We start from the raw sequence: 20313 nt of genomic DNA, 5'->3' as shown, positions 1-20313 counted from the left end.
CACCCGGCCGGGGCGCTGCCGGGCAGCATTCGATGGCTGTTCGTCCCGGTGCGGGCGCTCAGTTGAGCGGCCGGGTGTCCTCCGGCACACCGCCGCCCTGGTGCACCGCCTCGACCAGCTTCGCCAGCGCGGTCAGGGCGACCCGCTGGGACAGCGGCCCGTAGGACACGCGGGCCACGCCCAGCTCCTGCAGCCGCGCGAGGGCCGGGAGGCCGGGCAGGCCGATCAGGGTGAGCCGCCGGGGGCCGAACGCCTCGACGAGCGTGCCGATCTGGTCCTCGTCCAGCTTGCCGGGCACGAAGACCACCGGTGCGCCGGCGTCGAGGAACGCCCGCCCACGTTCGACGGCGTCGGCGAGCACCTCGGCGGGGTCGCGGTCACCCGCCTTCACGAACGCGTCCGTGCGCGCGTTGAGCACGAAGTCGGGAACGCCCTCCGCGTTCGCCGCCCTGATCGCGGCCTCGACGGCCGCCACGGCCTCGGGCAGCGGCTTGAGCTGGTCCTCCAGGTTCGCGCCCACCGCACCGGCGGCGATGGCGCGGCGCACGGTGTCACCGGGGTCGCCGTAGCCGGCCTCCAGGTCGGCGGTCACCGGCAGCTCCGTCGCGGCGGTGATGCGCCCGACCTCGGCGATCATCTCCTCGACCGGGATCTGCTCGCCGTCGGGGTAGCCGCGGCTCGCGGCGATCGAGTGGCTCGCGGTCGCCAGCGCCTTCGTGCCGGGGACGCCGGCGACGACCTCGGCGGTGATGACGTCCCACACGTTGACCACGGTGAGCAGTTCGGGGTCGGTGTGCAGGCGCAGCAGGCGGGTGGCGAGCTCGGACGGGTCGGCGGGCACGGGTTCCTCTCGGAGGACGGTCAGGACACGGCCGGGTAACCGTCGGCGCGCAGCAGCCTGGCCAGGTGCGCGGCGTTGCGCGCGGCCGTGGCGTTGGTCGACTTCACCTCGTCCGGCGTCTCGCCCAGGTCGTTGTAGTCGACGGTCTGCATGGCCTGGCCGTTCCAGTAGGTGCACCCCTGGGCCGGGATCGAGAACCCGACGTCGTTGAGCGCTTGGAACAGGTCGGCGACGATCTTGTGCGCACCGTCCTCGTTGCCGACGACCGCGACCAGCGCGACCTTGCCGAACATCGCGGGCCGCCCTTCGTCGTCGGTCTCCGACAACGCGGCGTCGAGCCGTTCCAGCACGCGGTGCGCCACGCTGGAAGCATGCCCCATCCAGGTCGGGGTGGCGAGGATCAGCACGTCCGCCGCGCCGATCTTCTCCCGCAGCGCGGGCCACGCGTCCCCGTCGCCCATGTCGGCCTCGACACCCGGCTTGACGTCGTGGTCGACCACCCGGACCACCTCGCCGGTCACGTCGTGCGCCCGCAGCTCCGCCAGCAGCTGGTTCGCTATGAGCTCGCTGCTCGACGGGGCGGGCGAGGGCTTCAGGCTGCAGACGAGGGCCAGTGCACGCATCGAGAACCTCCACGTTGGCGCACCTGGTCACCGACGACCGGCGCGTGCCCGCTGAGTCCCCGTGGGACACCGGTCCGAAACGTCCGCCCACACCCCCGCGCGCACGATCAGCCGGTCGGGTCGGCACTCCTTCGTGCGTTCTTCAGCTGCTGCTGGAGGTCGTCGACCTGCTGCTGGAGCCGGGCGACCTGGTGGGGGTCCGGCGTCGGCTCCTCGTGCCGCAGACCGGTGGACTCGGCCTTGAGGATCTTCGCGGAACGCCCGAGCGAGCGTGCCATCTCCGGCAGTTTCTTGCTGCCGAACAACAGCAGGACGACCGCACCGATGATCAGCAGCTCGGTTGCTCCCAGGTTTCCCATGCGCTTCTGCTCCCTCTCGTCGGACCCGTTGTCGAGAGTACGTTGCACCGCAGGAGCATCTGCGTTCGGCGACCACCGTCACACAGTCCAAAATAGACATTCCGCGGGTAGCGCGGAAAACCGGCGCGTCCTCCCCTCGCGCGGCACGTGATGAGCCGCGCAGGTGTGGGTACCCCTCAGCGCACACCATGTGACGATCGCGGGAGTGACCATGCCGGCAACGGTTTCCGACGAGCACCTGACAGCGGTGCTGCGCACCTTCGTCCGCACCGCCTCGCCGGCCCTGGACGCCGTGCGCAGGTCCGGGCCGCGCGAGGTCGTGGCCGACACACCGCTCAGCCTGCCCAGGCGGGTGCTGCGCCGGGTCGTCGTGCTGCGCGTCCCCGGCACCGCGGCCTGGGCGCGGATGGACACCGCGCGGCGCGTCCGCTGGTGGACCGGCCCGTTCGGCAGGCTCACCGCCGCCGTCACCGCCATCCCCGGCCTGGGCGGTGTGCTCGCCAGCCGGCTGCCCGTGCAGGACCTGCTCGGCAGCGCGGCCCAGGGCCTGATCCTCTGCGCCATCGCGGGAGAGTGCGGCGTCACCGACACCGACACCCGCACGCGCCTGCTCGCCGCGGTCCTGTTCGACCGCACGCTCCCCGCGCAGCTCACGAGCGCGGAGACCACCACGGCTCCGCCCAGCCGCGGCAAGGCGGGGCTCGGCGGCGCCCTGTGGCGGCTCGCCCAGGAGCTGCGCGGCATCGACTCGCTGCTGGGCAGCCGGCCCACCGGCGGCCGGCTCCTCGGCGTGCTGGGTTCCCTGCCGCTGCTGGGCTTCGTCGGTCACTACCTGGCCGAACGGGCTGGCACCCGCACCATCCGCAAGCGTGCGCTGACCTGGCTGACCGCGCACCGCGGGACGGCTCGGCACGCGGGAGCCGTTTCGCCGGAGAAGTGATCCGACCGGTGCCGGTCATCCGGCCGTGGTCACCGCACGGGGCCGCCGCGCGGGTCGCCGGGTGAGCAGGATCGCGCCGATCACCACCGCCCCGCCCACGACGGTGTGCCACCCCACCGGTTCGGCCAGCAGCACCGCACCGAGCGCGGTGGACCACAGCGGCGTCACGTAGGTGACCGAGGCCGCGACCGTGGGACCGGCCGCCCGGATCAGGTCGAGGTTGAGCACGTACGCGTAGCCCGTGCCGGCCGCGCCCAGCACCAGCAGTGCGAGCAGCGCGGACCAGCCGGGCCAGGACGGCGGCCCCGACAGCAGCGGTGCGGCCAGTCCCAGCTGGACGGTGGCGCAGGTGATCTGCACGGCGGACAGGGCGCTCGCCCGGTGCGGCACGCCGGACAGGAACCGCCGGGTGTAGGCGAACCCGGCGCCGTAGCAGGTGGTGGCTCCCAGGCAGGCGAGGCCGCCGGCCAGCACGTCGCCGTCCAGCCCGCGCCACACCCCGAGCAGCACCAGCACACCCGCGAAACCGAGCAGCAGCCCCGCGAGCCGCGTCCTCGTCACCTGCTCCCCCGGTACGACGAGCAACGCGAAGGCCAGCGTCGTCAACGGTGTCGTCGCGTTCAGCACCCCCGCCAGCACCGAGTCCACTGTGGACTCACCGAAGGCGAGCAGCGTGAACGGCACCGAGTTGAGCAGGACCGCGACCACGGCCGCATGTCCCCAGGTGCGCGCGTCACGCGGTACCGCCGCCTTCTGCACCGCGCAGATCAGCCACAGCGCCAGCGCGCCGAACAGACAGCGCGCCAGCGCGACCTGGACCGGCGGCACCCCCGCGTCCACCGCGACCTTGATCAAGGCGAAGCTGCTGCCCCAGATCGCCGACAGCAGCACGAACTTCCCAGTCGATCCCACGGCGGGAGCATCACCCGGCGGGGCATCATGAGTCCAACAAGTGACGATCAGCCGAGCATGAGAGAGGCTCATGACCCTGAACTTCGCCCAGCTCCGGGCGTTCCTCGCGGTGGCCGACGAGGGCGGGTTCGGTGCGGCCGCCGACGCGCTGGGCATCACGCAGTCGGCGGTCTCGCACGCGGTCGCCTCCCTGGAGCGCTCGCTGGGCCACCCGGTCCTGTCCCGGCGCGGAGGGACCAAGCCCACCGCGTTCGGCCAGGAGGTCTTGGCCCACGCCCGTGCCGCGGTGACGGCGTCGACCGCGATCACCGACCTGGCCGAACGCCGTCGCGGCGGGGTGCGCGGCACGGTCCGGCTGGCGGCGCCGCCGACCGTCTGCCAGGGCCTGCTGCCGGACCTGCTGACGCGGTGGCGGGCGGAGTTCCCGCAGGTCGCCGTGCGGGTGTTCGAGGGGGAGGACGACGAGGTGGCGGAGTGGCTCGCCGGCGGCACGGTCGAGGCGGCGGTGCTCGTGGACCCGCCACCCGGCCACGGCGCGCAGGTCGGCGAGGACGCCTTCCACGCCCTGCTGCGCACCGACCACCCGTTGGCGGGCCAGTCGCACGTCAGCGTCGCGGACCTGGCCGACGACCCGTTCCTGCTCTCCCGCGGCGGCTGCGAACGGCACGTGCGGCAGGCGCACACCGGCCACCCGTTCACCCCGCGGCACCGGGTGCGGGAGCTGGGCACGCTGCTCGCGATGGTCCGCGCGGGCGTCGGCGTGTCGCTGGTGCCGGGCCTGGTGGCGTCGATGCTGCCGGCGGACCTGGTCATGCTGCCGCTGCGGGAGCCCGTCGTGCGCACCCTCGTCCTCAGCGGCCCGGCCGGTCGCGAGTGGCACCCCGCCGTCACGGCCCTGGTGGACTCCGTCCGCGACCACGCCACCTGAGACGAGCGGTGTCCGTTTCGGCCTGCTCCTCCCCGGACGACCGGTGTGGTTGTGACGAGCTTCAACAAATGTGTGCGGCCGATGGCAGGCAGGGCATGCCCCGGCCGATGCACGAAACCGGGAGGAGCCCACCGTGCGCACCATCGCTTTCGCCACCCTCACCGCGACCGCCGCCCTGCTGGCCGGCTGCACCGGACAGAGCGGCGGCTCGGCAGAACCCGCCCCGACCACGTCCGGCACGCCCTCACCGGACGCCCCAGCCCCGCAGACCACCCAGCAGGCCGTCTCCACCGGCCCGGCCGCGTGCCGGTCAGCCGACCTCGGCCTCGCCCTGAACCCGGACCAGGGCGGTGGTGGCATGAACAAGATGCGCTACCTCCTGGCGTTCACGAACAAGGGCGCCGCCGCGTGCACCCTGCAAGGTTTTCCCGGCGTCTCGTTCGTGACCGGTGACACGGGTACTCAGGTCGGCGCACCTGCGACCCGCGAGGGCGCTGAACCGGCGGCCGTGACGCTGCAACCCGGCGCGAGCGCGTCGAGCCTCGTGACGATCACGAACGCCGGCGTCTACGACCCGGCCGAGTGCGCACCCACCGACGTGCGCGGTCTGCGGATCTACCCGCCGGGTGAGACCGCGGCCCTGTTCGTGCCGAAGGAGCAGCAGGCCTGTTCCGCCGCGGACAAGGCCACCATGTCCGTCGGCCCGGTCCAGTCCTGACCCGGTCCAGTCCTGACTCGACGGTGGTCCTTGCCAGTCGGGACCGCGTCCGTCAGGCTGGCGTGCAGTCCCGCCGCCGAGCACGGAAGCGACCATGAACCAGCGCTGGATCAGGATCACCGCCGTCGTCATCGCCGCAGCCCTCGTGCTGAGCACGCTGTACTACCTGCTGATGAGCCTCTGACCGGTCCACTGGGGACACTCGACCCGAACCGCAGGTGTTTCAAGTCCCGCGGTGCGGGTATCCCCGGAGAGACGTTCAGACGTGAGCTCAGGCAAGGGAAAGAGGGACCTCATGGGCGCCGATGACAAGCTGGAAGCCAAGGGCGACGAGCTCACCGGCAAGGTGAAGGAAGGCGTCGGCAACGTCACCGACGACGAGGGTCTGCGCGCCGAGGGCAAGGCGGACCAGACCAAGGGCCACCTGAAGGAAGCGGTGGAGAAGGTCAAGGACGCCTTCAAGTAGGCCGATGTGCTCGACTGTGTCCCCCGCACGCACGTGCGGGGGACACAGTCGTTTTCGGGCGACGGCGCAGGAAGGCGTGTCGATGACCTCGGACAGCACAGCGGAACGGCCCGGCCGCCTGGGCGATCCCGCACGGAACCTGCTCACCGACCCCCGCACCGACCCGCGGCTCGTCCGAGCGCTGACGTCGCACGGCATGGGCAGGAACGCCGGTCCCACGCCGTTCGGCCCCGACGCCCCGCGGGAGCAGCTGCTGGCGTTCGTCGCGGCCGCGGAGGCGGACAACGAGCGGTTCCACGCCGTGCTGTTCGGTGACGGGCAACCGGTGCCGGGGCTGGAACACCACACCGAGACGATCACCGGTCCGGCGGGCAACGAGCTCCGGCTGTACCTGACGCGGCCCGCGCACTCCTCCGGTCCGCTGCCCGGTGTCCTGTACCTGCACGGCGGCGCCATGGTGATGCTGCAGGGCTCGTGGCCCGTCTACACCACGTTCTACGACGACCTGGCCGCCACCGGACTCGTCGTCGTCGCCGTCGAGTTCCGCAACGGCGGCGGTGAGCTCGGTGCGCACCCGTTCCCGGCCGGGCTCGACGACTGCGCAGCGGCGCTCGACTGGGTGCACGGGCACCGCGCGGAGCTGGGTGTCTCCGCGCTCACCGTGGCGGGCGAGTCGGGCGGCGGCAACCTCGCGCTGGCCACCGCGATCCGCGCCAAGCGGGAAGGGCGGCTCGCCGCGGTCGACGGCGTCTGCGCGATGGTGCCGTTCATCTCGGGCAGGTACGGCGCCCCCGCGCAGGAACGCGAGGCGGAGCTGCCGTCGCTCGTCGAGAACGACGGGTACCTCATCTCCTGCGAGGGCGCCGCGATCCTCGCCGAGGTGTACGACCCCGGCGCCCGGCACAACACCGATCCCCTGTGCTGGCCCTACCGCGCGACCGCCGGCGACCTGGCCGGGCTGCCGCCGCACGCCGTCGTCGTCAACGAGCTCGACCCGCTGCGTGACGAGGGGCTGGCCTATTACCGCACCCTGGTCGAGGCCGGGGTGGAGTCGGCGGTGCGGACGGTGGCGGGTCTGTGCCACGCGGGTGAGCTGCTGTTCCGGGAGGCCGTTCCGGAGCTGTACGCGGAGGTCGTCGGGAGCGTGCACCGCTTCGCCGCCGGTCTCCGGCCGTGACGCCGCGAGAAAAGAACAACGAAAGCACGCAAGATTCACGGTGGTGAACCGAGGAATCAACCATTCTGTTCACGAGTGTGACCAGCGCATATCCACCCGGCGAACAAAGATGATCCATTCGAACGCCGATGACCTGGCCATTCGACGCATTCGACTGGGACACATCGACCTGACCACGCATTTTTGCCGTTGACCGCGCACGGAGAACGCTCCTAGCATCCGACGGGAAACCCGCCGCGCATCCGACCGAAAAATCTTCCTCTCACCGTTGAGAAGTGGAGTTCCCGTGGGAATTTCGGAACAGCCCGCGCGCTTGGCGCGGCAACGCCGGGCCCGTGCCGGACTGGTGTCGGGTGGCGCCGTCGTCGCGCTGGTGACCGCGCTTGCGGCGTGGCCCACCATCGCGGCGAACGCGAACGCCGCGGGCACCTACGTGCTGAAGAACGCCGGCAGCGGTCAGTGCCTCGACGCCGGCACGAGCCCGGCGAGCGGGACGCAGCTGCGCCAACAGGCCTGCGCCGGTCAGGAGTGGGTGCTGACCGAGGTCAGCGGCGGCGTCCGCATCACCGCAGGCGGCCTGTGCGTGGGCGTGCGCGACGCCTCGACCAGCGCGGGCAAGCCCGTCCAGCTGGAGACGTGCACCGGTGCGGCGAGCCAGACGTGGGCGCTGACGCCGAACGGCACCGATCACCGCCTGGTCAACGCCAACGGCGGCAAGTGCCTGAACGTCAAGGACAACGCCACGGCACCGGGTGCGTTGATCCAGACGAACTCGTGCGACGGCGCCACGACCAAGCAGTGGACGCTCTCCCCGACCAGCGGCGGCCCCACCAGCACCACCACGACCACAACCACGACGACCACCACCACCACCACCGGGACACCACCGGCCAACGCGCTGTACGTGTCACCGACCGGCCGTGACGGCGCGTCCGGCACGATCTCCGACCCGACCACGCTGACCTCCGCGCTCCCCCGCGTGGCCGCGGGCGGCACCATCTTCCTGCGCGGCGGCACGTACAGCTTCGCGCAGACGGTGACCATCCCGCCCACCAACAACGGCACCGCCGGTGCCCGCAAGAAGCTGACGGCCTACCAGGGCGAGACGCCGGTGCTGAACTTCTCGGCGCAGACCGAGGACCCGGCCAACCGCGGCCTGGCGGTGAACGGCTCGTACTGGCACGTGTACGGCGTCGTCGTGGAACGCGCCGGCGACAACGGCATCTTCATCGGCGGCAGCTACAACATCTTCGAGCGCACGGTCACCCGCTTCAACCGCGACACCGGCCTGCAGCTGTCCCGGATGCTGTCGACCACGCCGAAGGACCAGTGGCCGTCCCACAACCTGATCCTCAGCGCCGAGTCGCACGACAACGCCGACTCCGACGGCGAGGACGCGGACGGGTTCGCGGCCAAGCTCACCTCCGGTCCCGGCAACGTGTTCCGCTACTCCGTGGCGCACAACAACATCGACGACGGCTGGGACCTCTACACCAAGTCCGACACCGGCCCGATCGGCGCGGTCACCATCGAGGACTCGCTGGCGTTCAAGAACGGCACGCTGAGCAACGGCGGCCAGGCCGGCAACGGCGACCGCAACGGCTTCAAGCTCGGCGGCGAGGACATCGGCGTCAACCACACCATCAGCCGCACGATCGCCTACGACAACGGCAAGCACGGCTTCACCTACAACCGCAACACCGGCTCCATGGCCGTGTCGAGCAACCTCAGCATCGACAACGACGAGCGCAACTTCTCGTTCGACGCGGGCAGCTCGGTGTTCCGCTCCAACACCTCCTGCCGCAGCGGCAGCGGGAGCAACGACAAGGTCGTCGGCAACGCCGACTCCTCCAACCAGTTCTGGTCGGGCAGCAACGGTTCCCGGTGCTCCGCCTACAGCGGGAGCCTCGGCTGGTCGTTCGCCTCCGACGGCAGGCTCGTCGTCACCCTCGGCGGCAGGCCCGTCGTCCTCTGACGCGCCACTCAGCCGGGCCGCGCACCGCGGACGGGACGATCCAGCTCCCTGCGGTGCGCGGCCCGGCGTGCTTGCCCTTGAACCGGAACGCGCGGTCCACCCTGGGGCTGGTCAGTTCTGCTCAAGGAGTTCGGCCAACCGCAACGGCGTGCGGTCCTCGAACGCCGGCCCGATGAGCTGCACCCCGACCGGCAACCCCTCATCAGACCGCCCCGCCGGCACGGCCGTGGCAGGCAACCCGGGCATCGTCGCCACCCCCGCCCACACCAGCTGGTCGAAGTACGGGTGCAACACCCCGTCGATCTCGATGCGCCGCCCCAACATGTCAGGGTTGTGGTCGTGCGGGAACGCGGGAGTCGGCGTCACCGGGCACACCACGACGTCGAACTCACCGAACAACTGCCGCCACAGGTGCCGATGCCGTTCCCGGCGGTTGTGTGCCGCCAGCCAGTCGTGGTGGCTGAACACCATGGCACGCAGTCGAGTCGCGTCAAGCCCCTGGTCGTCCGCACGCAACCTGGCAACGCGTGCCCTCAGCTGCTCCACGGGAAACCGCGCCACCGCACTCGAGAACATCAACTCCGTGTAGAGCCGCGCGCCCTCCACCAGATCCGGCAGCAACGCACTGTGTCGCGAAACCCGAGCGCCACCAGCGACAAGCGCGTCAGCGACCCGGCCGACACCGGCCCGCACGGCCGCACCGGTCGGGATGAGCGGATGCTCGTCGAGCACCAGCACCCGGAAGTCGCAGAGCCGTTCGTGCCGCGCAGGAGGCAGGTTCACGGTGTGCGCCTTGCCGGAGGTCAGCGGGTCCGGCCCGGCCATCACGTCGAGCAACAGCCCCAGGTCGCCGGCGGTGCGCGCCATCGGCCCCACCACGGCGAGGTCGAGCTCGACCGGCAACGCCGGCTCGCCGGGCGCGACCATGCCGCGACTGGCCACCAGCCCCACGGTCGGCTTGTGCGCGTACACACCGCAGAAGTGCGCGGGGGTGCGCAGGGAGCCGGCGAGGTCGGAACCGATGGACAGCGCACCGAACCCGCACGCCAGCGCGGCAGCCGAACCGCCGGAGGAACCGCCCGAGGTGCGGGTGTGGTCCCAGGGGTTGTTGGTGGTGCCGTGGATGGCGTTGAAGCTCTGGATGTCCTGCAGTCCCAGCGGGACGTTGGTCTTGCCGAGCACCACCGCCCCCGCCGCCTTCAACCGCGACACCTGCACCGCGTCCTCCGCCGGCACGTGGTCCCGGTGCTCGGGCATCCCCCACGTCGTGGGCAGACCGGTGACGTTGAAGCACTCCTTGACCGTCACCGGCACACCGAGCAGTGGCCGGTCCTCGCCGCGGGCACGGGCCTGGTCCGCGGCGTGAGCGGCGGCGCGGGCGCGGTCGAAGTCCGGTGCGCAGATCGCGTTGATCGCCACGTCGTGCCGCTCGATGCGGGTGATCGCCTCGTCGGTCAGGTGCGCGGAGGTCACGTCACCGGCGCGCAGGGCGGCGAGCATTTCTTCGGCCGATCGCAGGTTCCAATCCATGAATTCGACGCTAACCCTCCGCCGGGAAAGCCATAAAACCGGTTTTCGCGCAACGGGTCGGCCATGACAAAGTGTTCACATGGGATCGAACTGGTCGTGGACTTTGGTTCTGCCTGAAGGGACGTGGGACGAGGCGGCAGTGGAACGGCTGCTGGCCCTCGCCGACGGGTTCGGGCTGTCGCCGCTGCGGCCGGGCGGAGGGATCAACGGCTTCGACAAGTCGCCGGGTCGCGAAGGTGACCACCGCGTCGTGGACCGGGCACAGCTCGTGCAGGGCCTCGTCTCGGGATCATTCGCCACCAACCTGTGGACGGCGTCCGAAGTGGACGTGTGGCTGTCCACCGGGCCGGGTGGTGGAGACGACTCCATGTCGATGTCGTTGGACTCGGTGCACTGCCGGCGGACCCCGGTCGCCGACGCCGACCCGTTCCGCGAGCTGCACCGGGCGCTCACCGAGCTGTGGCTCGCCGTCGCGGCCGAGTTCGGTGGGCGGTTCGGGCGCGTGGAGGACGAGTGGTCGCTGGAGCAGATCTGGTCAGAGCTGCGGAAGCCGCTCGACGACACCACCCCGGTGCCGCAATGGCTGAGCTGGTTCACCTACCTCGGCGCCGAACGCCGCCGGGCACTGGCGCCCGTCCTGGACCGGCTGGGCGTCGACGTGCTGGAGATGCGCGGTGGAGCAGCGCTGGTCAGGTTGCTGGACGACCCGGCAGCGGTCGACCCCGTGCGGTTCGCTCAGCTGCACCACGAGTACCGGCGTGCGGTACGTCGTGGCTGACGCGCTGCGGCACACTCGCGCAATGCCGGAAGAGCTTGCGCTCAGCGACTACCAGTTGGACCTGCGGGCGAGGGTCCTGGCCGCGCCGACCGTACCCGCGCCCGCACCGTGGCGACCGGCGGACGACCACATGGTCGCCATCGGCGGGCTGCTCGCCGTGGGGTTCGCCACCCACCCCGGCAACGGCCGCGATCTGCTGCTGGTGGCGTCCTCGACCGGGCTCGGTCTGTTCGACACCACCACCGGCGAACGGCTGGCCCGTGACCGCGACGACGAGTCGGGGTGGGTCGAGGACGACCTGACGTGCCAGGGGATCGGGCCGGTCGCGCACCTCCGCGTGCCGATGGCCGGGCTGGACGGCGGCGGCCTGCACACCGGTGCTCCGGGGTGGGCGGTCGACGTCGTCAGCCCGGACTGGCCGAGCCACCGGGTGCTGCTGTCCACCGGGAGCCCCTTCTTCAGCGGAGCGCACGGCGAGTTGTGGTGGCAGGTCTTCCACGCGAACTACTCCGAGCTGCGCGCGGCCGGCTTCTCGCCCTCCGGTGCGACACTGGTGGTGGCGACGAGCAGCGACATCAGCCTGTGGACCAGGACTCCTCAGGCGTAGTGGTCGAACTCGCTCTCCAGCACACCCTCCCCACGGGTCAGCGCGGGCAGCCGGCGTTGCAGCTCGTGCACCCTCGCCGCCGGGAGGTGTCCTTCGAGGACGGTCGCGGTCGTCGTCAGCGGAACTCCGCCGACCTTGCCCAGCGCGACGAGCACGGCGGCGAGCGCGTCCGGCGGGACCTCCAGCCGGAAGCGGTGCACCGGTTCGCACGTCACGGTTCCCGCGCGCCCCAACGCCTCCCGCAGCACGATCGGCGCGAGGCTGCGGAAGTCGCCCGCCACGCTCACCGGTGAGCAGTACCCGGAGTGCGTCATCGTGACCGTGCAGCCGTGGACGCGGTCGGCGCGCAACGCGTCCCGCACGGCCTCTTCGGTGGCCCTGAAGAAGGCGAGCGGCAACGAGCCCAGCTCCACCTCCAGCCGGAACTCCTCCGGCCCCGGCTCCACCCGGAACCCGATGGTGGCCGCGTACGGGCTCTCACCGAGCACCCGCACCGCCTCCCCCGTGCCGCGAGGACGTTCCACGCGGATCGTCCTCGTGTCGCGGAACCGGACGGCGACGCCGTGCTCCAGGGCGAGCGTGGCCTCGATGACCTCCTTCTGCACCTCGCCGTACAACGACACCACGACGTCGTCGCCGTCGAGCCGCAGGTTGATCAACGGGTCCTGCTCGGCGAGCTGGTGCAGCGCGGAGTGCAGGGCCACCCGGTCGTCCGCCTCCACGACGGTTTCCAGCGTCGGCGGCGCGAAGTGCCGGACGCGGTCGCGGTGAGCCGTGCCGATCGTGTCACCGATGCGGACGTCGAGGCCCCACAGCTTCGCGATCTGCCCCGCCACGGCGGTGGCGCGGCGCGGCGCCGAACCTCTGTCGAACACCGCGATCGACGTGACTTTCCCTTCACGGTCACCGATCCGCACCCGCTCACGCACGCGCACGGTCCCGGAGAACAGCCGCACGAACGCGACCTTCTCCCCCGCCTTGCCGCGTTCGACCTTGAACACCGTGCCGGACAACGGACCGCCGGCCGCGTCGTCGTCCGGCACCGACGACGTGACGGCGGCGACCAGCTCGGCCACGCCGTCACCGGTGATCGCGGACCCGAAGAAGATCGGCGCGTCGGTGGCCAGCTCCTGCGCCACCTCGCGCGCCACGCGGTCGCCGTCGGCGCCGCGGCGGTCCATCTTGTTCACGAACACGACGGTCGGGATCTCCAGGCGCTGCAACGTGCGCATGAGCACGCGGGTCTGCGCCTGCACGCCTTCCACCGCGGACACCACCAGCACGGCGCGGTCGAGCACGTCGAGCACCCGCTCCACCTCGGCGATGAAGTCCGGGTGGCCGGGCGTGTCGATCAGGTTGACCACGACGTCGCCGACGGCGAACGAGGCGACGGCGGACTTGATCGTGATGCCGCGCTGCCGTTCGAGCGCGAGCGAGTCGGTCTGCGTGTTGCCGGCGTCCACGCTGCCGAGTGCGTCGATGACACCGGCGGTGTGCAGCAACCGCTCGGTTAGGCTGGTCTTACCGGCGTCGACGTGGGCCAGAACTCCGAGGTTCAGGGTGCGAGACAAGCGTCATGTCCTCTAGATAGGCAACGAATACCTTCTGGGTGAACACGAACGCCTCGCGCATGTGCCTCTCCTCGTCCGGACGACTGGCCACGCGCAGTGGACCAGTCAGCGGCTCGCTGCGCAACGGAATTTGTCAGTCCTGCTCGATACGATCCCGGTGTGCTCAAGACGCGGCTCGACCTCGACCGGATCCGGGCGGCCCGCCGCAGGATCGACCCGGTCTACCTCGACACGCCGCTGTACCGGTGCGAAGCGCTGGGGCGCCGGCTCGGCTGCGCGGTGAGCATCAAGCTGGAGACGGCGAACCCGGTGCGCAGCTTCAAGGGCCGCGGCACCGAGCTCGTCACCGGCCTGCTCGCCGAACAGGGGCGCACGGCCGTGGTGTGCGCCAGCGCGGGCAACCTCGGCCAGGCGCTGGCCTGGTCCGGTCGCCGCCGCGGCCTCGCCGTGACGGTCGTGGCGTCCGTGCGGGCACCTGCCGCCAAGCTCGACCGCATCCGCGCGCTGGGTGCGGAGCTGGAGCTGGTGGACGGTGACTTCGAGCTGGCCCGCGAACGCGCCGCGCACATCGCGGGCGAACGCGGCATCCGGCTGCTCGAGGACAGCCTGGACGTCGAGACGTGCGAGGGCGCCGCGACGATCGGTCTCGAACTGGGCCGGGAGTTCGACGCCGTCCTGCTCGCCCTGGGCGGTGGTGCGCTGGCCACGGGCGTAGGCCACGTCGTGAAGACGCAGGCGCCCGCTGCCGAGGTGGTCTGCGTGCAGCCCGCGGGCGCCCCGGCGCTGACCCGGTCGTGGCACGAACGCCGGGTCGTCACGACCGGCTCGGCCGACACGATCGCCGACGGCGTCGCGGGCCGGTTCCCCATCCCCGAGGTCCTCGACGACCTCCTCCAGGTGGCTGACGACGCCGTCCTCGTCCGGGAACCCCCGATCATCGAGGGCATGCGACTGCTCCTGGAGCACGCGGGCCTGGTCGTGGAGCCGTCAGCGGCGCTCGGTGTGGCGGCCGTGCTGGAGGACCGCGAGCGGTTCGCGGGCCGTCACGTCGTCACGGTGATCTGCGGCAGCAACGTCGACCCTGACGCCTACCGGGGCTGGGTGGGCTGACGTGGGAGAGCCGGAGCCGGCCCGCTCGGTGCTGCGCGCCGTGGCGTACTTCTGCGGCGCGGTGGCCGGTTGCCTGCTCATCGTCGCGGTGGTGGTGGCGATCGCGCTCACGAGCGACCGGCTCGGCGGCGGCGTGCTGTACTTCGCCGGCCTCGTCGCGGCCCAGCTGATCGCCCAGCCGATCGGCAGGCACGTCGTCGTCAGGTGCTGGACCGGCTACAAGCGGACCATCGCGGTGGACGGGTGGTCGGCGCTCAGCGCGGACTCCCGGCCACCCGTGCTCTACCTGCGCTCGTTCGCGGTCGACGACGTGCTGGCGCGCACCGGCGACACGGCGCTCGACTACTTCCGCACCGAGGAGGAACGGCTCGCGCGCGCCTTCGCGCCGGTCGGGCCGCTGGTGGCGATCGGGCGGCCAGGCGAGGTCCTCCCGCCGGCCGGTGCGCCCCGCGTCCACGTCGGGGACGAGTGGCAGCAGACGGTGCGCGAGCTCCTCGACCGCGCCCGGCTGGTGCTCGTCGGCGCGGGACGGGGCGCGGGGCTGCGGTGGGAGCTGGAGCAGGTGGTGGCGACGGCCGATCCGCGCCGCGTGGTGGTCCTGCTGCCGTTCGACAACTGGCAGTACGACCACTTCCGCTCCGGGGTGGCCGAGGTGTTCCCGCACCCGTTGCCGGACCTCCCGCCCCTGCCGGAGGCGGACGACCACGCGATCAGGGCGGCGCTGGTCTTCGGCGAGGACTGGACCGCGGCACCGGTGCTGTTCGGGATCGACCGGGCCACCAGTCTCGAAATCGCGCTCCTGCACCACCTCGCGCCCGTTTTCGCGCACCTGGAGGACGAACGCGCGCCGATGCGATTACGGCGGCAGCGCGACCTGCGGTGGCTTGCGCTCCGCCTGGCCGGGCTGACCCTCCTGCTGACCGTGGTGTGGGGGCTGGCGCGGGTCTTCGTGTTGCGCTGACAGCACATGCGAGGCGGGTGGTGCTCCGCGGACGTGAAGTCCGCGGAGCACCACCCGCGCGTGGACGAGCTCAGCCGGAGGTCACTCCCGGCACTTGCGGCCGTCGTTGACGCACTTCACGATCTTGGTCATCGTCTGCTCGGAGTTGACGTTGGCGAAGTCGTTGTGGTCGGAGAACGGGTTGTGGTTCTCCTCGGGGAACGCGTCGAGCTGGTACTGGCCCTTCTGCTGGACGTCGCGGGAGATGTCGTAGGAGATGCTGATCCGCAGCTGCGGGATGGCCTTGAACCCCTGCGGGCAGGCACCGGTCTGCTTGTCGGCGAACCGGACGTGGTCGCGGTGGTTGGCACTGTCGGCGTTCTGACCGTCCCAGCAGCCCGCGAAGTCGTGCACGCGCATGACCTTGCTGCCCTGCGGGCAGACCACGTACTTGTCGGACAGCCGGTCCTCGAAGCCGCTGCAGGTCCACGTCGCGCGCGCGTTGGCCGGGCCGCGGCTGGTCGGCTTGGCGTCACCGGTGACCATCTTCAGGAACTTCGGCATGCCGGTGACCTTGCTGGTGGCGTTGCCGCGGTACTCGATCTTCACCTGGGCCGGGCGGACGATCTTGCCGACGTTGCCGACGAGCTCCAGGTTGCGGCCGGTGGGAGCGGCGAGGGGCGGGGCGGTCGTGGTGGTGGCACCACCGTTGTTGTTCCCGTTGCCGTTGTTGCCACCGTTGTTGTTGCCGCCGTTGTTACCGCCCTGGTCGCCGCCGTTCAGGCCGCACCGGGCGAGGCGGTCGAGCCCCTGCGGGCGTTCGCCGTTGCGGCCGATCGCGATCGCGATCCGGTCGAGCGTGGCGACGCGCTTGTCCTTCAACGGCCCCAGGATGGCGTTGTCGACGAAGTTCGGGCCGCCCTGGCCCTTGGTGGTCACGATCCGCTGGTTGGCCTCGGCGATCTGCTTGTCCAGCAGCGCGAGGTTGCGGTCCACCTCCTCGATCGCCTGGTCGGGCACGCCGGGCAGCGCACCGCGGACCGACGGGCACTTGATCGTCGGCGTGGCGGCGTCCTGCTCCTGCTGCTGTTGCTGCTGCTGGGACATCCCCTGGCCGGAGAACTTGCGCGGCGCGGTCGAGTGCCCGTTGTGGCCGCCGCCACCGTGGTTGCCGTGGCCGAAGCGCACGTCGCAGTCGGCGAGGTTGACCAGGTTGGGCTTGCGCGCGGACCGGCCGATGGCGATGGCGATGCGGTCGAGGGTGGCCACGCGCTTGCTGCGCAGCGGGCCGAGGATCGCGTTGTTGACGAAGTTCGGGTCGCCGGGGTTGTCGGTGCGCGCGACGCGGTCGTTGGCCTCCTTGAGCTGCTGTTCGAGCAGCTGGAGGTTCTTGGTCACCTCGTCGCGGACCCGCTGCGGCACAGCGGGCAGGCGGTCGGCGACACCGGGGCAGGCGACCTCGCCGGGACCCGTTTCCTTGATCTTGTCCGGGCTGGAGCCGGACGAACCCGGGTTGGCCTTGGGGTTGATGCGCACGACCGGCCAGAAGTAGGACGAGCGGTCACCGTTGCGACAGGTGGTCTCCGCGTCCTCCAGGCTCTCGTCGGACGAGTCGGCGCTGATGGACAGGTTGCCCACGAAGTCGTGGACGTGCTGCGCACCGTGCTGCAGACCCGGCTGGGCGACCGGGTTGTCGGCACTGAACTTGCCGTTCTCGTTCGTGCCGCAGTCCACCGTGAACACACCCGCGGCGCCGTTCTGGCCGACCTTGGGGTTCACCACGTTCTTGTTGACCTGCTCGATGGGCACGAACGCACTGCGCGGCGCCGGGTCACCGTCCTTCGCGGCCAGTGCCACGGTCGCGGTGCCCGCAGCGACCACCGCGACCGCTGACAAAGACGCGATCAGGCGGAACTTCCGTCTGTCGGCTTCACGGTGCGTCATGCGTCCTCCTCGATCATGCGGTGCATGACCAGGCATACGTACGGTGGCCCGTCTTGGCTCAACCGTGATTGAACTTCCACAAGCCGGTGACCCGCACCGGCACCTCGGCCCAGCTGCTCGACGGCGAAGGCGTCCTGACGGTCAAGCAGGTGCGCGACGGCCGCGTGCTCGCGGTCGTGCGCGGCACCGGCGCAGCACCCGTGACCACGACCGCCGTCGCCGCACCGACCACGACGACGACGAGCGCGGGCCAGGCCGTGGGTTCCGGCGACTCGGCCGGCAGGTGGGAGCACGGACCAGGCGACCCGAACGGCACCCGCCTGTGGGACGTCACCGACCCCGCGCACCCCCGCCGGCTCGGCGACCCGCTCGTACCGCACAGCACCCTGAGCTCCGTCACGGCGCAGTTCGCGCCGTCCGCCGACATCATGGTGACCGGCATCTCCGGCGGCGTGTTCCTCTGGGACCTCGGCAACCGCATCCTGCCCCAGCAGCTGGGCCCGGCGCTGACGGACAACGGTGGTGCCGTGCACCACCTGGAGTTCTCGGCGTCCGGCGACCTGCTGGCGACGGCCGGTCACAACGGCGCGTTCGTGCTGTGGGACCTCGCGCCGACGTTCGAGTTGCGCGGCAGGGTGGACGAGACCGCGTGTGCCGTCACGGGCGGTGGGCTCGACCGTGAGCTGTGGAGCCGGTACGTGCCGGACCTGGAGTTCCAGGAGACGTGCCGAGAGAACGCCCCTCAGTGCGCCAGGGTGGGCCACCGCCGCGACCACCGGTCCTCGGTGGCCGCTCGCACGACGAACCGGGCGAGGTCGTCACGGTTGATGGTGGTGCCACCCCTGGGGTTCTCGGCGTCGCCGACTCGGTGGTCCCCGGCGAGCGGTGTGTCGACGATCCGCGCGGGGCGCACAGCGGTCCACCTCACCGTGCTGCGTTCCAGAACGGTCTCCATCGCTTGCATGTCACCGTAGAGCTCGCGCATGACGGTGCGTGCGACCGCGCGGTACCACAGCGGGTGGTGGGGGTCGTCGTGGCGCACACCGCTGGAGGAGAGCACAACGATCCGGTCGACGTCGTGCGCGGTCATCGCGGCCACGAAGTGACGTGCACCGGCGGAGTACAGGCCGTTGGCCCGGTGCCCGGACGGTCCGATCGCGGAGACGACGGCCTCCTGACCGGAGATCGCGGCGTGCACGTCGTCGTACTTGCGCACGTCACCCCTGACGATCTCCAGTTCTGACGCCGTTCCTCCCAGCGCGAGGCGAAAGGCGCCGGGATCGCGCACGACGCACCGGACGCTGTGGCCGGCGTGACGGGCTTGTTCGACGATGGCACGTCCGGTGGCGCCGTTGGCGCCGAAGACGACGATCTTGCTCATGGCGTTTCCTCGCGGTGGTCGGGTCAGTGCTCGGTGTCGGCAGCGGTGCGGGGCAGCAGCGGCACGGCGGCCAGGCAGGCGACGATGACGCCGCCGACGACGAGGAGCGTCGTGGTCATGGCGGAGGTGCTGCCGCTGGTGGTGATCAGCGCGAGGAAGACGCTGGTGACCGTCGCGGAGCCGATGCCGTTGGCGACCTGCTGGACGGCGCTGAGCGAGCCGCTGGCGGCACCGGCGTCCTGTGCTGCCACGTCCCCGAGGGCGAAGGTGAAGATGGTGCTGAAGCAGATGCCGGCGCCGAGGCCGATCACGGCGGTCGCGATGGCGTTGTGCCACCACGTCGCGTTGCCGTCGGCCACGTTCACCACCAGCAGCAGGATTCCCGTGCCGGCGAGGGTGGTGAGCAGTCCGCCGAAGACGAGCTTGCGGCCCAGCTTGGGCAGCAGCGCGGTGCTGATCCCGGAGCCGCCCATGATGCCCGCGGTGAGCGGGATCAGGTTGACCGACGTCGCGGTCGGCGAGAAGCCCAGGGCCAGCTGGAAGAACAGCGAGATGACGTACATCAGGCCGCTGAACGCCGCGAACACCAGCAGTCCCATCACCAGTCCCGAGGTGAAACCGCGGTTGCGCAGCAACGAGCGGGCCAGGAGCGGCTGCTCACCGCGGGCTTGCAGGCGGCAGAAGACGGCGAAGAGGACGACGCCCGCGGCGGTGGTGCCGACCGCGAGGGCGCTCCAGCCGTCCTCGGACCCGGTGATCAGGCCGAAGAGGAAGGCGAAGAGCGAGACGGCGAGCAGCCCGCTCGCGGCCGGGTCGACCCGGGCGGTGCGGTCGGCCTCGACGGCCGGCAGGAAGCGGAACGCCAGCACGAGCGCCACGCCGCCGACCACGACGTTGATCAGGAAGATGGGCCGCCACCGAAGGCCGAACAGGTCGGCGTCGATGAGGACGCCGCCGAGCAACGGGCCGGCGACCGCGAAGACGCCGAGCATCGGCGCGAAGAGGCCGAAGGCCTTGCGCAGCGCGTCCTTCGGGAAGGTCGCGGTGATGATCGCCATGCCCTGCGGGATGAGCAGCGCGCCGAAGACGCCCTGGGCGACCCGTGCGCCGATGAGCATGCCGGGACCGACGGCGAGCCCCGCCACCGCCGAGGCCAGGACGAACCCGGTCAGGCCGACCAGGAACGTCCGGCGCTGCCCGAAGCGGTCGCCGATGCGACCCCCGACGACCAGGAGGGCGCCCAGTGCGAGGGCGTAGGACGCGCCGAGCCACTTGATCAGGCTCGGCCCGGCACCGAGGTCCGCGACCACGGACGGCGCCGCGACGTTGGCGATGGTCGCGTCGATCAGGTCCATGGCGTCGGCGAGCAGGACGACGAGGAGCGTCATCGCGAGCGTTCGCCTCGACGCCCTGACGGGCGGTGGGACTGCGGAAACAGACATCGGCGTGCAACTCTCGTTCGCAGCGGTACTGACGAACGCGATCGTAACGAACATGTTCGTCACGATCCAGT

Annotated in this window: 19 protein-coding genes; 10 read left to right on the top strand and 9 right to left on the bottom strand. The window is 71.3% G+C overall.

The window, feature by feature from the left end; genetic code table 11:
- Positions 1-58 precede the first annotated feature (58 nt).
- The 3 genes from ACZ7CD_RS29210 to tatA form a co-directional block, all read right to left on the bottom strand.
- Positions 59-841 (bottom strand): isocitrate lyase/PEP mutase family protein, encoded by a 783-nt coding sequence (locus tag ACZ7CD_RS29210; RefSeq protein ID WP_360388061.1) that lies wholly within the window; start codon positions 839-841, stop codon positions 59-61.
- 20 nt (positions 842-861) lie between these two features.
- Positions 862-1464: a flavodoxin family protein gene (locus ACZ7CD_RS29205; RefSeq protein ID WP_458433080.1), complete on the bottom strand. Its 603-nt coding sequence runs from the start codon at positions 1462-1464 to the stop codon at positions 862-864.
- Between the two features lie 107 nt (positions 1465-1571).
- Positions 1572-1823: a Sec-independent protein translocase subunit TatA gene (tatA, locus tag ACZ7CD_RS29200; protein ID WP_470380141.1), complete on the bottom strand. Its 252-nt coding sequence runs from the start codon at positions 1821-1823 to the stop codon at positions 1572-1574.
- 211 nt (positions 1824-2034) lie between these two features.
- Between tatA and ACZ7CD_RS29195 the strand changes: the two genes are divergently transcribed.
- Positions 2035-2763: a hypothetical protein gene (locus ACZ7CD_RS29195; RefSeq protein WP_470368411.1), complete on the top strand. Its 729-nt coding sequence runs from the start codon at positions 2035-2037 to the stop codon at positions 2761-2763.
- Between the two features lie 15 nt (positions 2764-2778).
- Here the strand turns inward: ACZ7CD_RS29195 and ACZ7CD_RS29190 are convergent, their stop codons facing one another.
- Positions 2779-3675 carry a DMT family transporter gene (locus ACZ7CD_RS29190; RefSeq protein ID WP_470380140.1) on the bottom strand — a complete coding sequence of 299 codons (897 nt, stop codon included), beginning with the start codon at positions 3673-3675 and terminating at the stop codon, positions 2779-2781.
- Positions 3676-3745: 70 nt separating this feature from the next.
- Between ACZ7CD_RS29190 and ACZ7CD_RS29185 the strand changes: the two genes are divergently transcribed.
- The 5 genes from ACZ7CD_RS29185 to ACZ7CD_RS29165 all read left to right on the top strand — a co-directional run bounded on the left by ACZ7CD_RS29185 (position 3746) and on the right by ACZ7CD_RS29165 (position 8939).
- Positions 3746-4603, top strand: a complete 858-nt coding sequence (locus ACZ7CD_RS29185) for a LysR family transcriptional regulator (RefSeq protein ID WP_470380139.1) — start codon at positions 3746-3748, stop codon at positions 4601-4603.
- A gap of 133 nt (positions 4604-4736) precedes the next feature.
- A complete protein-coding gene (locus ACZ7CD_RS29180; protein ID WP_470368414.1) occupies positions 4737-5321 on the top strand; it encodes a DUF4232 domain-containing protein in 585 nt (194 codons plus the stop codon).
- A gap of 295 nt (positions 5322-5616) precedes the next feature.
- Positions 5617-5787 (top strand): CsbD family protein, encoded by a 171-nt coding sequence (locus ACZ7CD_RS29175; protein ID WP_360388041.1) that lies wholly within the window; start codon positions 5617-5619, stop codon positions 5785-5787.
- An 82-nt stretch (positions 5788-5869) separates the two neighbouring features.
- Positions 5870-6964, top strand: coding sequence for an alpha/beta hydrolase fold domain-containing protein (locus ACZ7CD_RS29170; protein ID WP_470380138.1), 1095 nt, complete (start codon positions 5870-5872; stop codon positions 6962-6964).
- A 286-nt stretch (positions 6965-7250) separates the two neighbouring features.
- The gene (locus ACZ7CD_RS29165; protein ID WP_470380137.1) at positions 7251-8939 is read left to right on the top strand and encodes an RICIN domain-containing protein; all 1689 of its coding nucleotides are present in this window, start codon (positions 7251-7253) and stop codon (positions 8937-8939) included.
- A 111-nt stretch (positions 8940-9050) separates the two neighbouring features.
- On the opposite strand, the gene ACZ7CD_RS29160 is transcribed toward ACZ7CD_RS29165, so the two are convergent.
- Positions 9051-10469, bottom strand: coding sequence for an amidase (locus tag ACZ7CD_RS29160; RefSeq protein WP_470380136.1), 1419 nt, complete (start codon positions 10467-10469; stop codon positions 9051-9053).
- 79 nt (positions 10470-10548) lie between these two features.
- On the opposite strand from ACZ7CD_RS29160, the gene ACZ7CD_RS29155 reads away from it, so the two are divergent.
- Together ACZ7CD_RS29155 and ACZ7CD_RS29150 are read left to right on the top strand one after the other, a co-directional pair.
- A complete protein-coding gene (locus ACZ7CD_RS29155) occupies positions 10549-11247 on the top strand; it encodes a hypothetical protein (RefSeq protein ID WP_470380135.1) in 699 nt (232 codons plus the stop codon).
- A 22-nt stretch (positions 11248-11269) separates the two neighbouring features.
- Positions 11270-11854 carry a hypothetical protein gene (locus ACZ7CD_RS29150; protein ID WP_470380134.1) on the top strand — a complete coding sequence of 195 codons (585 nt, stop codon included), beginning with the start codon at positions 11270-11272 and terminating at the stop codon, positions 11852-11854.
- On the opposite strand, the gene ACZ7CD_RS29145 is transcribed toward ACZ7CD_RS29150, so the two are convergent.
- On the bottom strand, positions 11845-13425 hold the full coding sequence (locus ACZ7CD_RS29145; RefSeq protein WP_470380133.1) for a GTP-binding protein: 1581 nt from the start codon (positions 13423-13425) through the stop codon (positions 11845-11847). The genes ACZ7CD_RS29150 and ACZ7CD_RS29145 overlap by 10 nt on opposite strands.
- 159 nt (positions 13426-13584) lie before the next feature.
- Here ACZ7CD_RS29145 and ACZ7CD_RS29140 point away from each other — a divergent pair, with 159 nt between their 5' ends.
- The gene (locus ACZ7CD_RS29140; protein ID WP_470380132.1) at positions 13585-14535 is read left to right on the top strand and encodes a threonine ammonia-lyase; all 951 of its coding nucleotides are present in this window, start codon (positions 13585-13587) and stop codon (positions 14533-14535) included.
- Between the two features lies 1 nt (position 14536).
- A complete protein-coding gene (locus ACZ7CD_RS29135) occupies positions 14537-15496 on the top strand; it encodes a hypothetical protein (protein ID WP_470380131.1) in 960 nt (319 codons plus the stop codon).
- Between the two features lie 81 nt (positions 15497-15577).
- Here the strand turns inward: ACZ7CD_RS29135 and ACZ7CD_RS29130 are convergent, their stop codons facing one another.
- The 3 genes from ACZ7CD_RS29130 to ACZ7CD_RS29120 all read right to left on the bottom strand — a co-directional run bounded on the left by ACZ7CD_RS29130 (position 15578) and on the right by ACZ7CD_RS29120 (position 20188).
- On the bottom strand, positions 15578-17419 hold the full coding sequence (locus ACZ7CD_RS29130; RefSeq protein ID WP_470380130.1) for a DUF1996 domain-containing protein: 1842 nt from the start codon (positions 17417-17419) through the stop codon (positions 15578-15580).
- A 742-nt stretch (positions 17420-18161) separates the two neighbouring features.
- A complete protein-coding gene (locus tag ACZ7CD_RS29125; protein ID WP_470376241.1) occupies positions 18162-18800 on the bottom strand; it encodes an NAD(P)-dependent oxidoreductase in 639 nt (212 codons plus the stop codon).
- Between the two features lie 23 nt (positions 18801-18823).
- The gene (locus ACZ7CD_RS29120; RefSeq protein ID WP_470380129.1) at positions 18824-20188 is read right to left on the bottom strand and encodes an MFS transporter; all 1365 of its coding nucleotides are present in this window, start codon (positions 20186-20188) and stop codon (positions 18824-18826) included.
- Positions 20189-20313: the final 125 nt, after the last annotated feature.

Source organism: Lentzea sp. NPDC036949 (assembly GCF_055608075.1).
The sequence above is the reverse complement of the archived record's forward strand: the minus strand, read 5'-3'. Positions and strand labels throughout refer to the sequence as shown.

Excerpts from the sequence above, each read along its gene's own strand:
- ACZ7CD_RS29205 (WP_458433080.1), bottom strand. The coding sequence starts at position 1,464 with ATGCGTGCACTGGCCCTCGTCTGCAGCCTGAAGCCCTCGCCCGCCCCG.
- tatA (WP_470380141.1), bottom strand. The coding sequence starts at position 1,823 with ATGGGAAACCTGGGAGCAACCGAGCTGCTGATCATCGGTGCGGTCGTC.
- ACZ7CD_RS29195 (WP_470368411.1), top strand. The coding sequence starts at position 2,035 with ATGCCGGCAACGGTTTCCGACGAGCACCTGACAGCGGTGCTGCGCACC.
- ACZ7CD_RS29185 (WP_470380139.1), top strand. The coding sequence starts at position 3,746 with ATGACCCTGAACTTCGCCCAGCTCCGGGCGTTCCTCGCGGTGGCCGAC.
- ACZ7CD_RS29175 (WP_360388041.1), top strand. The coding sequence starts at position 5,617 with ATGGGCGCCGATGACAAGCTGGAAGCCAAGGGCGACGAGCTCACCGGC.
- ACZ7CD_RS29170 (WP_470380138.1), top strand. The coding sequence starts at position 5,870 with ATGACCTCGGACAGCACAGCGGAACGGCCCGGCCGCCTGGGCGATCCC.
- ACZ7CD_RS29160 (WP_470380136.1), bottom strand. The coding sequence starts at position 10,469 with ATGGATTGGAACCTGCGATCGGCCGAAGAAATGCTCGCCGCCCTGCGC.
- ACZ7CD_RS29155 (WP_470380135.1), top strand. The coding sequence starts at position 10,549 with ATGGGATCGAACTGGTCGTGGACTTTGGTTCTGCCTGAAGGGACGTGG.
- ACZ7CD_RS29150 (WP_470380134.1), top strand. The coding sequence starts at position 11,270 with ATGCCGGAAGAGCTTGCGCTCAGCGACTACCAGTTGGACCTGCGGGCG.
- ACZ7CD_RS29130 (WP_470380130.1), bottom strand. The coding sequence starts at position 17,419 with ATGACGCACCGTGAAGCCGACAGACGGAAGTTCCGCCTGATCGCGTCT.
- ACZ7CD_RS29125 (WP_470376241.1), bottom strand. The coding sequence starts at position 18,800 with ATGAGCAAGATCGTCGTCTTCGGCGCCAACGGCGCCACCGGACGTGCC.
- ACZ7CD_RS29120 (WP_470380129.1), bottom strand. The coding sequence starts at position 20,188 with ATGACGCTCCTCGTCGTCCTGCTCGCCGACGCCATGGACCTGATCGAC.